The 12,874-nt window shown below is 47.8% G+C and carries 14 protein-coding genes; 10 read left to right on the forward strand and 4 right to left on the reverse strand.

Annotated features, from left to right (window positions below):
• Window positions 1-109 precede the first annotated feature (109 nt).
• Window positions 110-571: a hypothetical protein gene (locus IEW11_RS24095; RefSeq protein WP_188533652.1), complete on the reverse strand. Its 462-nt coding sequence runs from the start codon at window positions 569-571 to the stop codon at window positions 110-112.
• Between the two features lie 67 nt (window positions 572-638).
• On the opposite strand from IEW11_RS24095, the gene IEW11_RS24100 reads away from it, so the two are divergent.
• The gene (locus IEW11_RS24100; RefSeq protein ID WP_188533653.1) at window positions 639-1,022 is read left to right on the forward strand and encodes a DUF423 domain-containing protein; all 384 of its coding nucleotides are present in this window, start codon (window positions 639-641) and stop codon (window positions 1,020-1,022) included.
• A 318-nt stretch (window positions 1,023-1,340) separates the two neighbouring features.
• Window positions 1,341-3,035 (forward strand): sensor domain-containing protein, encoded by a 1,695-nt coding sequence (locus tag IEW11_RS24105; RefSeq protein WP_229725656.1) that lies wholly within the window; start codon window positions 1,341-1,343, stop codon window positions 3,033-3,035.
• Window positions 3,036-3,174: 139 nt separating this feature from the next.
• Here IEW11_RS24105 and IEW11_RS24110 read toward each other — a convergent pair whose 3' ends face one another.
• Entirely contained in the window at window positions 3,175-3,633 is a 459-nt protein-coding gene (locus IEW11_RS24110) for a hypothetical protein (protein ID WP_188533654.1), read from the reverse strand.
• Between the two features lie 210 nt (window positions 3,634-3,843).
• Here IEW11_RS24110 and IEW11_RS24115 point away from each other — a divergent pair, with 210 nt between their 5' ends.
• Window positions 3,844-4,146, forward strand: a complete 303-nt coding sequence (locus IEW11_RS24115; RefSeq protein ID WP_188533655.1) for a YunC family protein — start codon at window positions 3,844-3,846, stop codon at window positions 4,144-4,146.
• A gap of 65 nt (window positions 4,147-4,211) precedes the next feature.
• On the opposite strand, the gene mtnA is transcribed toward IEW11_RS24115, so the two are convergent.
• A complete protein-coding gene (gene mtnA, locus IEW11_RS24120; protein WP_188533656.1) occupies window positions 4,212-5,273 on the reverse strand; it encodes an S-methyl-5-thioribose-1-phosphate isomerase in 1,062 nt (353 codons plus the stop codon).
• A 5-nt stretch (window positions 5,274-5,278) separates the two neighbouring features.
• A complete protein-coding gene (mtnK, locus tag IEW11_RS24125) occupies window positions 5,279-6,484 on the reverse strand; it encodes an S-methyl-5-thioribose kinase (protein ID WP_188533657.1) in 1,206 nt (401 codons plus the stop codon).
• 138 nt (window positions 6,485-6,622) lie between these two features.
• Here mtnK and IEW11_RS24130 point away from each other — a divergent pair, with 138 nt between their 5' ends.
• The 7 genes from IEW11_RS24130 to IEW11_RS24160 all read left to right on the forward strand — a co-directional run.
• On the forward strand, window positions 6,623-7,213 hold the full coding sequence (locus IEW11_RS24130; protein ID WP_188533658.1) for a DUF1802 family protein: 591 nt from the start codon (window positions 6,623-6,625) through the stop codon (window positions 7,211-7,213).
• 147 nt (window positions 7,214-7,360) lie between these two features.
• Window positions 7,361-8,140 (forward strand): Fe-S cluster assembly ATPase SufC, encoded by a 780-nt coding sequence (gene sufC / locus IEW11_RS24135; protein ID WP_188533659.1) that lies wholly within the window; start codon window positions 7,361-7,363, stop codon window positions 8,138-8,140.
• A 26-nt stretch (window positions 8,141-8,166) separates the two neighbouring features.
• Window positions 8,167-9,477, forward strand: coding sequence for a Fe-S cluster assembly protein SufD (gene sufD, locus IEW11_RS24140; protein ID WP_188533660.1), 1,311 nt, complete (start codon window positions 8,167-8,169; stop codon window positions 9,475-9,477).
• Entirely contained in the window at window positions 9,474-10,700 is a 1,227-nt protein-coding gene (locus tag IEW11_RS24145) for a cysteine desulfurase (RefSeq protein WP_188533661.1), read from the forward strand. Before sufD ends, IEW11_RS24145 begins: the two co-directional genes overlap by 4 nt.
• Window positions 10,687-11,109, forward strand: coding sequence for a Fe-S cluster assembly sulfur transfer protein SufU (gene sufU, locus IEW11_RS24150; RefSeq protein ID WP_188533662.1), 423 nt, complete (start codon window positions 10,687-10,689; stop codon window positions 11,107-11,109). Before IEW11_RS24145 ends, sufU begins: the two co-directional genes overlap by 14 nt.
• Window positions 11,110-11,136: 27 nt before the next feature.
• Entirely contained in the window at window positions 11,137-12,534 is a 1,398-nt protein-coding gene (gene sufB / locus IEW11_RS24155) for a Fe-S cluster assembly protein SufB (protein WP_188533663.1), read from the forward strand.
• A 144-nt stretch (window positions 12,535-12,678) separates the two neighbouring features.
• A partial coding sequence (locus tag IEW11_RS24160) for a transposase (protein ID WP_505800013.1) occupies window positions 12,679-12,874 on the forward strand: 196 nt, incomplete at its 3' end.

Consider the following 12,874-nt stretch of genomic DNA (forward strand, 5'->3'; position numbering starts at 1 on the left):
TACAGCGGCCGTTCATCCCGGTGGAATTTCCGGGAGAACGGCCGCTAATTTTCAACCAGTCATCGTTATTGCTATAATTAGTGGTATGTATAACCTGTTCAAGACTTCGTTATATACCGGTTCCCATGGCTATGCCGATTATGATCAGGGCACCGAAACCAAAAACGAGCAGACCGTTCAGGACAACGCCGATGATCGCGAATACTTTGCGGCGGTTCTTCATGACAAGCCCGATAATGCCGAGTATTAACCCGACAAAGCTGAGTGCCAGCGTGACGAACATCATAATGCCGGACACAATAAGCGCCGTACTCATTTCAATCGCTTCCGGATCCTCGATATCGATCGTGCCGTTTGTATTCACAAGGTCGCTTACCCCTGCCGCTGCAGTTAAAGCAAACGCAATAATCCCAAGGATGCTGATGATCCCGATAATGAATGAAGCGATGCCGAGTCCGGATTGCTTCTTCGGCGCCTCCGTTTCATGCGGATAGTTAGACAGCGGAGGGATAGGATTCATAGCGGGTGAAGCAGCGGATTGGTCTTTGGGTTGCATGTGATCCTGTTCCATCATTCTTAGCTCCTTTTATTTAGTCTTGTAGAATTATACACCAAATTTAGGAAGGTGGAAACAACAGATGTATCTAAAATATGCAGCTTATGGAGCGGTTCACGCAATGCTCGCCGTTGTATTGGGCGCATTCGGTGCACACGGCTTGGAGGCACGGTTGTCCGAGCATATGCTGACCGTATTTGAAACCGGTGTTCGATATCATATGTATCACGGGCTGGGCATTCTGCTTATTGCGGCATTTGCCGAGCGTCTCGGCGAGATGCGAGCGGTAGTCTGGGCCATGAGATTGCTCATGATTGGTATTGTATTATTTTCAGGCAGCTTATATGTGCTCAGCTTAAGCGGCTTTACCAAGCTTGGCATGATTACGCCGCTTGGCGGCGTTGCCTTTATCGCAGGGTGGATCATGTTCGCTTCTGCTGCTTGGCGTCAACGCATTAATAAATAATACTATGTATCAATCATCTTTTCTGTCGTCATTTTTTGTCGAAAAATACGATGACCAGATGGTAAATTTCGTTTATAATTAATCCAAGGCATTACGATTCACTTTGGTGGGAAAGGATGTTCACGCGTGACGGTGAGAGAATTAACGTCAAAGACTATACAACGGAAAACCGTAGTTCCTTTCTTAAGGGAAGCGTGGACGATTACGTGTCTTATCTGTGCAGCTGTTGCTGGTTGGATTACCTTTTCCAATCGCTTCATGTCTTCTTCCTATGCGATGTGGACCTCAGTGGTTTTCGTTATAACAGGGTTTATCTGCTTGAAGCTTCTGCTAAAAAACAGTCAGAGCAAGACAGCTTATCCTGATATGGGCATACAGATTTCACAGACAATTATGAAATTCAGTCCATTTCCCATGGCAGTATTAGACCGCGATGGGCACTTCATTGAAGTGAACGAAGGAACAATCCATTTGCTAGGATACAAAAGAGAGGACTTGCTCGGCAAATCATTCCCGCAATTGCTGGAGGCTGTCAACAGACAGCATACCCTAGAGAGATTTGAGAAGACGCTGCATGGAATGATGCAGCAAACCCCTGTTACAGTGATGCATAAGTCAGGATTTCCACTGGAAATTCAAATCGTGAGTGCACCGATGATGGAGAATGGACGCGTGACAGGAGCATTGCTCTTTGGACAAGATTTGAGCGACCGCAAAAGAAACACAGAGCGAATAAGGTACATGGCGTATTACGATGATATGACTGGACTGCCTAACAGGCGCATGTTTATGACGCACTTGAATGAGACACTGGAAAGATCCGCGCATAATAACCAATTGATTGGTTTGCTGTATTTGGATGTGGATCGGTTCAAGCTTGTAAATGATTCTTTCGGACGCGAGTTTGGCGATATGCTTCTCATGCAGGTCGCCGAACGGCTAACGCGTGTGATGTCCGAGCAGGATATGGTCGCAAGAATGGAAGGCGATGAATTCGCCGTATTATTCGCCAATGTTGACTCCGATAAAGATGTAATGAACAAGACGAGGTCCTTGTTGGATACACTGGAGGAGCCGTTCGAGCTGCAGGGCTTTCCCTTTCATGTGACTGCAAGCATCGGAGTGGTGACGAACCGAATTGAGAACGATCCGAGCATGCTCATGAAGAAAGCTGATATGGCGCTGGGGAAAGTGAAGGAAAATGGGCGAAACGATGGCATGCTCTACTGTGAGGAATGGGATAATTCATCGCTCGAACGTCTTACTTTACAGCATGAGCTCAGGCAAGGTTTGCAGCGGAATGAATTTTTGCTGCATTATCAACCGCAATATCATTTGAACACGGGTGAGATTGTTGGTTTGGAAGCATTGGTGCGCTGGCAGCATCCGGAACGCGGGATGGTTCCGCCGGGGCATTTTATTCCGCTTGCCGAGGAGAGCGGCATGATTGTGCAGCTTGGAGAGTGGGTGCTTGAGGAAGCTTGCCGCCAGAATAAAGCTTGGCAGGATGCGGGCTTGAAGGCTGTGCCGGTATCCGTGAATTTGTCGATTCGCCAATTTATGCAGCAGAATTTAATTGAAAAAGTTTCCAGTATTCTGAGAGAGACCGGATTATCGCCTCAGTATCTGGAGCTGGAAATTACAGAAACGATGACGATGGATGTGCATCGTGCTACGCAATGCCTGCTAGAGCTAACCAAACTCGGAGTAGGCATCAGTATCGATGACTTTGGCACAGGGTACAGCTCATTCAATTATTTAAAAAATCTCCCTATAGGCAAGCTGAAGATCGACCGTTCTTTTGTTCGGGATATCCAGCATGATCCGGGTAATGCTTCGATTGTTGCTGCTATTATCGCGATGGCGCATAATTTGAATTTGCAGGTCATTGCCGAAGGTGTGGAGACTGAAGAACAGATGCAATTTTTGAAAAAACATATGTGTGACGAGATGCAAGGTTACTTCTGGAGCCCTCCGGTTCCTAATTACCAAATCGCCGGCCTGCTTCGATAACCATTGTCCGCAAATCAGATACGTACATACAAACAAGAAGGCCCCGGCATAGCCGGAGCCTTCTTGTTTGTATGCACGCGCGATCGGATCCCACGTCATTATAGACATTGTCGGCTGATTCTGCATGCGTGCTGCGCAATTACTCAATGAAGTCATCAATTTCACTGAGTGAGAACGTATAGACCTGTTTCTCATCGACATGATAGACGGTTAGCATTAATTTGGACTCATCAAAGTTAAGGATTCGACAAGGGATACTCATTTTTTTCCCTAAGCCTTTGTTAATGTTGAGACGAATCAGCCGGTTGCCTGAAATATAACTCTGGATGCGTGCTGCGACAAGCTCCTGCGTTACGACGGGCTGCTCGATTTTAGCTTGCTTAGTCAACATGGGAGAATGAATTTTGGTCGGGGAAGGGTTGGATTGAATGTATTGTTCAATAACCTTGCCTAATTCTACGCCGCCTTTAACCCGAAAATCGGAAACGCCGGACTTATTGAGAATACGCAGTAATTGTTCGAAAGCCCGGGCATTTGTTGTCTCTTCTATTAATAAATCCACATTGAATAAGTAGGCTTTCTGTCCTTTATTGTTCATTTCTGTACTGATTCCCCCGCCCTTACTTAGTTATTTATAATCATATCACCAAAATTCATATATATGTAGTCCTTCTTTTTCGTTGTGATTTTATTTGTGATAATTGCACGATATTGAGGCGATTTTCTAACACATCCATTACAGACGTGCATATACTGCTAGAACAGCGGCTCTGAAAGGATATCATCCCAAGGATAGGGAGGTGAGCGGATGATCCGTATGGTACCTTGCTCATTAGGAGAAGTAACAGCGCTTGGCGTCGAGGTAAAGCTTCCCAAGACGACTTTGCTGTCCGTTTCGACGGATAAAGGCTATATTATGTGCGGCGCATTGGACGTCGCTTTATTAAATGACCGGTTGAAAGAACGCGGCATTATTGCGGGTAGGGCTGTTGGGGTGAAAACATTGGAAGAACTGCTGGAAGCGCCGTTAGAGTCCGTAACGATCGCAGCTGAAGAGATAGGCATTCATGTTGGCATGATAGGCATAGATGCATTAAGACTGATGGTGTAACAACGAGGGGCTATCCCATCGTCATCATCGATGACGTATGGGACACCCCCTCGTTATTGGCGGAATTATAAAGTTTCGAACAGCTTTTTCAGATTGACGTTGTAAGGCGGTTTGATGATGCCTTTTTCTGTGATAATCGCTGTAACATACTCGTTAGGCGTTACATCAAAAGCAGGGTTGAACACTTTCACGCCCTGCGGAGCTGTCCGTTTGCCTAACCCTTCTGTAATTTCTTCAGCAGGACGCTCTTCGATTGGGATGTCGCTGCCTGTTGGCGTATTCAAATCGATCGTCGACATCGGACAAGCCACATAGAATGGAATGCCGTGGGCCTTCGCCAATACTGCGACGCTGTAGGTACCGATTTTGTTGGCGACATCTCCGTTAGCGGCTACACGATCGGTGCCTACGATAACGGCATCGATCCAGCCCTTGGACATTACCATGCCGGCCATATTGTCACAGATCAGGGTGACATCGACGCCGGCCTGCTGTAATTCAAAGGCGGTTAATCGGGCTCCCTGCAGCACCGGGCGCGTCTCATCGGCAAATACGCGAAGCGACATTCCCTGCTCTTGCGCCAGATAGAAGGGAGCAAGAGCCGTTCCGTACTTGGATGTAGCCAATCCTCCGGCATTGCAATGCGTGAGCACGCCCATACCGTCCTTGAACAATTCCAATGCATGTTCGCCAATTAACCGGTTTGTTTCTTCATCTTCACTTTGAATGGAAATTGCTTCCTGAAGCAATTTTTCCTTACAAGCCTCAAGCGAATCACCGCTTGCAGCGAGCTTGTCCGCAGCGGCCTTCATCCGATCGAGCGCCCAGAACAAATTAACGGCAGTCGGTCTAGAGGTGGCTAAGTATTCCGCGTGTTTATTCACATCGCTTAGCCATGCATCGACAGACGTATTAGACTCCCGGCTTCCCAGTACGACGCCGTAAGCTGCCGTAATGCCGATTGCAGGTGCTCCTCTAACTTTTAAATGGCGAATCGCTTCCCAGGCATCCTCAGGTGTAGTGAGCGGAATGTACACAATCTCTTCCGGAAGCAGGCGCTGATCGAGCAGTTCGATATGGTCTGACGACCAGATGACGGATTGTAATGCTGAATTCGTTGTGGTCATAGCTGTTATACTCCTTTCTTGGCGATTTCCAACACTTCATCGATCGAAGCGGCTTTTCGGTTCCATTTAAGCAATGCTTTTCCGATTGCAAGCGCAAGCCGCTGGGCTTTTTCGCGTTTTTCCGGATCTGGAATTTTATCAATGTCAGCGACATGGGCAAGGCCGACAATCCGCCGGACCATTTTGCAGCCTGCATAACCGATGGAATCCTGAAGCAAGCTTTGCATATAGAAGTTTTGGAAGTCTTCCGTCTCGTTGGCCATCCGGTCTACGCCATGCTCGTCCCATAAGGCGCGGAACTTCTGGTCAAACTGTGTCCAGATCGCTTGAATCGTATCGAGCAGATAAGCGCGATATTCCTCTCTCGCTCTGTCCTCGGTGCTCCAATACTCTTGTCCGGCATAGTTAAGCAGCAGATTAGCGAGAACAGCGCCGATATCAAAGCCCATTGGTCCATAATAGGCAAACTCAGGATCAATCACTTTCGTCGATTCCGGTGTAATGAAGATACTTCCGGTGTGCAGATCACCATGGAGCAGCGCCTGGGCATTTGTCAGAAACTTTTGGCGAAGCAGGGCGACCTCGAGATGAAGTGCAGTATCGGCGCGGAGCGCTTCGGCTTCATCCGCTATCGCATCCTCGAAATTATTGTTCTCCGAAACGGTGTATGGATCGTCGAAAATTAGATCTTCCGTTATTTTGCATAATTCGGGATTGATGAAATTCTGTACCTGGAGCTTTTTCTGCTGCTGGTTCATTCCCAGATCGGAAGTGAAGAACAGCGTGTTCGCCAGAAATTCGGATATGTCGTTAGCAAATTTCGGATACCGTCCGCATTCAATGAGGCCGCGGCGCATAATCACGTGATCGCTAAGATCTTCCATGATCGTTAGTGCGAGATCTGCATCGTAATGGTATACTTGAGGGACAAGTCCAGGTGCAAGCTTTCCTTCAATAATTAGCGCCTCACTTTCAATGCGAGCCCGATCCAATGTTAGCGGCCATGATTCGCCGACAACCTTGGCGTATGGGAGCGCCTGTTTCATAATGAGGCTTTTACCGGTGGCAGGATCGCTGATATGGAATACCAGGTTTAAGTTGCCGTCCCCGATTTCACGGGACTGGAGCTTGGCGCCTTCGGGAAAAAAATTCGAGAGCGACTGCGCGAGTTCAATCGCTTCTTGTTCGGTTAATGGATGATAAGCAGACATGTAGTCCACCTCCGATATAGGTTTGGTACGAAATCGTAAGTCCGGTTCGTCACAACCTAGTATATCGAATATTTTTTCGCGTTGGAATACCCCGCTTGTTATAATGAAGGAAAGAGAGAGAGAAAGGAGGAGAGGTCAATGGAAAGTCAATCGGCCACATCATCGGTTCCTGTTGCTTTAAAGGAATGGGCAGTGGCAATTGAGGCATTATTGGAAGGCAAGCAAATCATGCTTTTGCGCAAGGGCGGAATTGTTGAGGAAACACGGGATTTTGAGCTGCTGAGTCCGGCTTTCTATCTGATGCCCACGTTCGAGCACCAGAAGAAGGGGCTGCTTAAACCGCATTTTCAGGGAATGTTAGACGATACCCTATCCGGATGGGATCCAGGGAACTTGAATGTTACGCTGCGCGCTTACGGCGAAGTAACGGAAGATATCGAAATACGCGACCAGGAAACATTAGATCGGCTGCGCGACTTTCATATATGGACGGATACTTTTGCAGAGGAACGGTTGAAGTGGAAGCGAAATAAACCGCTGCATCTTCTGCTTGTGCGCATGTATCGGCTCGAACAGCCGACGGACATTCCGATCAAGCCTGCGTATACGGGATGCAAATCGTGGGTAAAGCTGGAGGACGAGCTCGAAATGCGAACAAAAATCCCTGTTTTGGGAGACAGCGAATTTAATTTGAGAGTCGCCCAGATCAAGGTGGCGCTTGAAAGATAAGGCTTTCATAACATGCAGCGAAGCATCCGTTTATTGATTTGTAACGAGAACTATTATAGAATGATTATTGAGAATCATTGAGAATCAGTTAAAAATAATTTTAATGTATACAACCATTGCAAACATCGGAAGGAGTTTTTGAAAAACATGTCTACACAATTCTCAATCAACGGTCTGAAAGCGACCATTGAAGGAAAAGAAATTTTAAAAGGGATCAATTTAAATATTAAGGGCGGAGAAATTCATGCCATCATGGGCCCGAACGGTACAGGTAAAAGTACGTTGGCATCCGCTTTGATGGGTCATCCGAAGTATGAAGTAACGGAAGGCACAGTTTTGCTTAATGATGAAGATCTTTTGGAAATGGGCGTCGACGAGCGTGCTCGCGCCGGACTGTTCCTTGCTATGCAGTACCCGAGCGAAATTACGGGCGTAACCAATTCCGACTTTCTGCGCAGCGCGATCAATGCCCGCCGCGGTGAAGGCAACGAGCTCTCCCTGATCAAGTTTATCCGCCAAATGGAAGGCAAAATGAAGGAGCTTGAGATGAACACCGAGTTCGCTCACCGCTACTTGAATGAAGGCTTCTCAGGCGGGGAGAAGAAACGTAACGAAATTTTGCAAATGATGCTGCTTGACCCGAAAATCGTCATTTTGGACGAGATTGATTCCGGCTTGGATATCGATGCGCTGAAAATTGTTGCAGCCGGTGTTAACAGCATGCGCTCCGAAGAACGCGGCTTTTTGATTATTACGCATTATCAGCGTTTGCTTAACTATATTACTCCTGACTTTGTCCATGTCATGATGCAAGGGCGCATTGTTAAGTCCGGCGGTCCTGAGCTTGCTGAGCGTCTGGAAAACGAAGGTTATGACTGGGTTAAAGAAGAACTCGGCATAGTCGATGAAACTGTCGGCCAGGTTTGAGCGAAGAAGGGAGCAATGGCAAAATTATGAGTACTCAAATTACGACTCCAATTAATCGGAGCTCAGCAGAAGCGCTCTCCAAAAACAAGCAGGAGCCGGAATGGCTGACGGCGCTTCGCGCTGAAGCGGCTGAAGCTGCGGAAACCTTGGAGTGGCCAAAGCCTGAGAAAATGCGCATTGACCGTTGGGAACTAGGCGCATTGGGACAATACAAGCAGAATGATGCAATATCAAGCTCCGATCAGCTGCCGGAGTCGGTTCGCGGCTTGGTGCCTGCTGAAGCATCGGCCAACCTGCTCGTTCAGCGCAATTCAAGTGTTGTGCTCAAGCAATTGGCGGCTGAACTCCAAAGCAAGGGCGTTATCTTCACCGATCTTGAAACAGCAGCACGCGATCACGCGGAGCTGGTTCAGAAGTATTTGTTTACGGCAATCCGTAAGGATGAGAATAAATTGACCGCGCTTCATGCGGCACTTTGGAACGGCGGCGTTTTTATCTACGTGCCGAAAAATGTCGAAGTGGAGCTGCCTTTGCAAGCACTGCTGTTTAGCGATGATGCGGAGGCTACCTTTGCACCGCATATTTTGTTGATTGCTGACAATCACAGCCGGGTAACCTATGTGGATCATGTCGTTTCCGCATTCGAAGCAGAGACTGGCCCTTCCATTCATCAAGCGATGGTTGAAGTGTTTGTTAAGGCCGGCGCCCAGGTTCAATTCGCATCCGTACATCATATGGCCGACAGTGTCATCGATATGACGATTCGCCGCGCGGTCGTTGAGAATGACGGACGCATGGAATGGGTCATTGGCGACCTGCATGATGGCAACATCCTATCCGATACGCTAACGATTTTGAATGGAAGCGGATCGACCTCCGATGCAAAAGTGATCAGCATTGGCGGCGCTTCGCAGAAAATGAGCTTAACTACGCAAGCTGTACACGTTGGGCGCAGCACGGAGAGCACGATGGTAACCCGTGCGGTCATGAAGGACCAAGCGACCGCGATCATTAACGGCATTACCAAAATCGAGAAGGGCGCAACGAAAGCGAACGGAGAGCAGACGGAGAAAGTTCTGATGCTTAGCCCGAAAGCCCGCGGTGACGCCAATCCGATTCTTCTCATCGACGAAGATGATGTTAAGGCAGGCCATGCGGCCAGCGTCGGCCAAGTAAATGCCGAGCAAATTTATTATTTGATGTCGCGCGGCATATCGAAACAGGATGCCGAACGATTAATTATCCACGGCTTCCTTGCGCCTGTTGTTTCCGAGATTCCGATCGAATCGGTACGCGAGCAATTGCAGAAGCTGCTTGAAAGGAAGCTTGGATCATGAATGCCAAGGAAATCCGCGAGCTCTTTCCGATTCTCCATCAGGAGATAAATGGACACCCATTGGTTTATTTGGACAATGCGGCGACATCTCAAAAGCCGAGATCCGTTATTGATGCAATCAACCATTATTATGAGTGGGAAAACTCGAATGTGCATCGCGGCGTTCATACACTTGGATCAAGAGCTACGGATGCCTATGAAGGTGCACGTGAAAAAGTTGCCCGTTTTCTTAATGCGTCAAGTGCACAGGAGATTATTTTTACAAGAGGTACAACAACGGCATTAAATCTAGTCGCTTCGAGTTATGCCAGGTCCGTATGCGGCGAGGGCGATGAGATCGTCATCACGCCAATGGAGCATCACAGCAACCTGATTCCATGGCAGCAGGTGGCTAAGGCGACTGGAGCAACATTAAAGTATATTCCGATGCAGCCGGATGGTACAATAGAAGTATCCGATGTCGAGAAAACGATCACGGAGCGCACGAAGGTTGTATCCGTCATGTATGTTTCCAACGTGCTTGGCGTGATTAACCCGATTAAGGAAATTACAGCGATTGCCCATCGCAATGGCGCTGTTATGGTCGTGGACGGCGCGCAAAGCACACCGCATATGAAAGTCGATGTGCGGGATCTGGATTGTGATTTCTATGCTTTGTCAGGTCACAAAATGTGCGGACCTACGGGCATCGGAGCCTTGTATGGCAAAAAAGCGCTGCTGGAAGCGATGGAGCCGATTGAATTCGGCGGTGAAATGATCGACCACGTGGATCTGTATGATTCCACTTGGAAGGAGCTGCCTTGGAAATTCGAAGGCGGCACCCCGATTATTGCCGGCGCAGTCGGACTTGGCGCTGCCATCGATTTTCTGGAAGAAATCGGTCTGGACGCAATAGATCGTCATGAAGCTGAGCTTGCCGGTTTGGCTTACGACCGGTTATCGGAGATTGATGGCATAACGATCTACGGTCCGCGGGAAGGTCGAGTCGGATTGGTGACATTCAATCTTGATGACGTGCATCCCCATGATGTGGCAACTGTTCTGGATAGCGACGGGATTGCCGTCCGTGCAGGCCATCACTGCTGCCAGCCGCTTATGCGTTGGCTGGAAGTGTCGGCAACGGCCAGAGCGAGTTTTTATCTTTATAACACCGAAGACGATGTGGATCGTTTAGTAAGCTCGCTAATAAAAACAAAGGAGTTCTTCGGTCATGCAATTGGATGATTTATACCGCAGAGTCATTATGGATCATTACAAAAATCCCCGGAACCGCGGCACCCTTGAGGATGAGGCGGTTACAATCAATCTGAACAACCCGACCTGCGGAGACCGCATTTCTCTGCAGATGGAGCTTGAGGATGGGATTGTTAAACAAGCGAAATTTACGGGAGAAGGCTGTTCGATCAGTATGTCGTCCGCATCCATGATGACCGATGCTGTGAAGGGAAAAACACTTGACAAGGCGCTAGAAATGGCAGAGAAATTCTCTGGTCTCATGAAAGGCGAACCGGTCGAGTTTGATGAATATGAGGATCTCGAAGCTTTATCAGGCGTTAACAAGTTTCCGGCAAGGATTAAGTGCGCTACATTAGCTTGGAATGCTCTGCGCAAAGGAATCGAAAGCAGCAAGTAAGATTAAATTAACAGGAGGTTGAGAATGATGGCTAAGAAAATGCCAGAAATGGAAGAGTACAAATATGGCTTCCGCGATGAGCACAAAGCGGTATTCCAGTCCGGTAAAGGCCTGACGCCTGAAATCGTCAGAACGATATCCGAGATTAAAAATGAGCCGGAATGGATGCTTGAATTCCGACTCAAATCGCTTGAACAGTTCAACAAGATGCCAATGCCTCGTTGGGGCGGCAACATGGATGAACTTGATTTTGACGATATCCAATATTATGTTCGCCCATCCGAGAAGCAAGGTAAAACATGGGAAGAAGTTCCTACTGAAATTAAAGAAACATTCGATAAACTGGGGATTCCGGAAGCGGAACAGAAGTTTTTGGCCGGTGTATCCGCTCAGTACGAATCGGAGGTTGTCTATCACAGCATGCAGGAGGATCTCGAGAAGCAGGGGGTTATCTTTACCGATACCGACACAGCGCTTCGCGAGCATCCGGAGCTTTTCAAAAAGTACTTTGGCACGATTGTTCCTCCAAACGACAACAAATTCGCCGCGTTGAACAGCGCAGTTTGGTCTGGAGGCAGCTTCATTTACGTTCCTAAGGGCGTGAAATGTGAAATTCCGCTGCAGGCTTATTTCCGGATTAACTCTGAGAATATGGGTCAATTCGAGCGTACGCTTATCATCGCTGACGAAGACAGCCACGTACATTATGTAGAAGGCTGTACAGCTCCTGTATACAGCACGAATTCGCTGCATAGTGCCGTTGTTGAAATTCTTTGCTTGAAAAACGCCCGCGTTCGTTATACAACGATCCAAAACTGGGCGCCAAACATTTATAACCTGGTTACAAAACGTGCGGTAGCCGAAGAAAATGCGACGATGGAATGGGTAGACGGAAACATCGGCTCGAAGCTGACGATGAAATACCCTGCAGTCGTATTGAAAGGCCGCGGCGCAAAAGGTATGGTATTATCGATTGCAGTTGCAGGTAAAGGCCAGCATCAGGATGCCGGTGCTAAAATGACACACTTGGCGCCGGATACAACTTCGACAATCGTATCCAAATCAATCAGTAAGCATGGGGGTAAGGTAACCTATCGTGGTCTGGCCTCCTTCGGCCGCAATTCCGAAGGCTCCAAAGCGAATATCAAATGTGATACGCTGATTCTGGATAATGAATCGACGTCCGATACGATTCCTTACAACGAAATTATGAACGACAATATTACGCTGGAGCATGAGGCAACGGTATCGAAGGTGTCAGAAGATCAATTGTTCTATCTGATGAGCCGCGGTTTATCCGAAGCTGAAGCAACACAAATGATCGTTATGGGCTTTATCGAACCGTTTACGAAAGAGCTGCCGATGGAATATGCGGTGGAAATGAACCGTCTGATCAAGTTTGAGATGGAAGGCTCGATCGGTTAATTGTTCTACTAACCCCCTTGGAAATTTTCGAGGCCACTGAAAAAGTCCTTTAAACAAAGAAGGTACCGTCCCTCAAATACATTGAGAGAGCAGTACCTTTTTTGCTGTATAATTAATGTATTACATCGAAAGGCGTGAAGCCCATTGTTCCAGCCCCAAATTTCATTTGCGTTCAGCCCTTACACGGCGCTTTACGATCTCATCGTGCCTAAGGATAACATGCTGCGCCAGATTAACGAGCTGGTGGACTTCACTTTCGTGTACGATGAATTGAAAGCAAACTACTGTCTGGACAACGGCCGCAATGCTATCGACCCCTTGCGGATGTTTAAATATTTGC

This window comes from Paenibacillus abyssi, assembly GCF_014640295.1.
Classification (GTDB): Bacteria; Bacillota; Bacilli; order Paenibacillales; family Paenibacillaceae; genus Paenibacillus_D; species Paenibacillus_D abyssi.

What these genes read in the sequence shown, in the direction of transcription:
- IEW11_RS24095 (WP_188533652.1), bottom strand. Translation starts at nt 571, where the DNA reads ATGGAACAGGATCACATGCAACCCAAAGACCAATCCGCTGCTTCACCC.
- IEW11_RS24100 (WP_188533653.1), top strand. Translation starts at nt 639, where the DNA reads ATGTATCTAAAATATGCAGCTTATGGAGCGGTTCACGCAATGCTCGCC.
- IEW11_RS24110 (WP_188533654.1), bottom strand. Translation starts at nt 3,633, where the DNA reads ATGAACAATAAAGGACAGAAAGCCTACTTATTCAATGTGGATTTATTA.
- IEW11_RS24115 (WP_188533655.1), top strand. Translation starts at nt 3,844, where the DNA reads ATGATCCGTATGGTACCTTGCTCATTAGGAGAAGTAACAGCGCTTGGC.
- mtnA (WP_188533656.1), bottom strand. Translation starts at nt 5,273, where the DNA reads ATGACCACAACGAATTCAGCATTACAATCCGTCATCTGGTCGTCAGAC.
- mtnK (WP_188533657.1), bottom strand. Translation starts at nt 6,484, where the DNA reads ATGTCTGCTTATCATCCATTAACCGAACAAGAAGCGATTGAACTCGCG.
- IEW11_RS24130 (WP_188533658.1), top strand. Translation starts at nt 6,623, where the DNA reads ATGGAAAGTCAATCGGCCACATCATCGGTTCCTGTTGCTTTAAAGGAA.
- sufC (WP_188533659.1), top strand. Translation starts at nt 7,361, where the DNA reads ATGTCTACACAATTCTCAATCAACGGTCTGAAAGCGACCATTGAAGGA.
- sufD (WP_188533660.1), top strand. Translation starts at nt 8,167, where the DNA reads ATGAGTACTCAAATTACGACTCCAATTAATCGGAGCTCAGCAGAAGCG.
- IEW11_RS24145 (WP_188533661.1), top strand. Translation starts at nt 9,474, where the DNA reads ATGAATGCCAAGGAAATCCGCGAGCTCTTTCCGATTCTCCATCAGGAG.
- sufU (WP_188533662.1), top strand. Translation starts at nt 10,687, where the DNA reads ATGCAATTGGATGATTTATACCGCAGAGTCATTATGGATCATTACAAA.
- sufB (WP_188533663.1), top strand. Translation starts at nt 11,137, where the DNA reads ATGGCTAAGAAAATGCCAGAAATGGAAGAGTACAAATATGGCTTCCGC.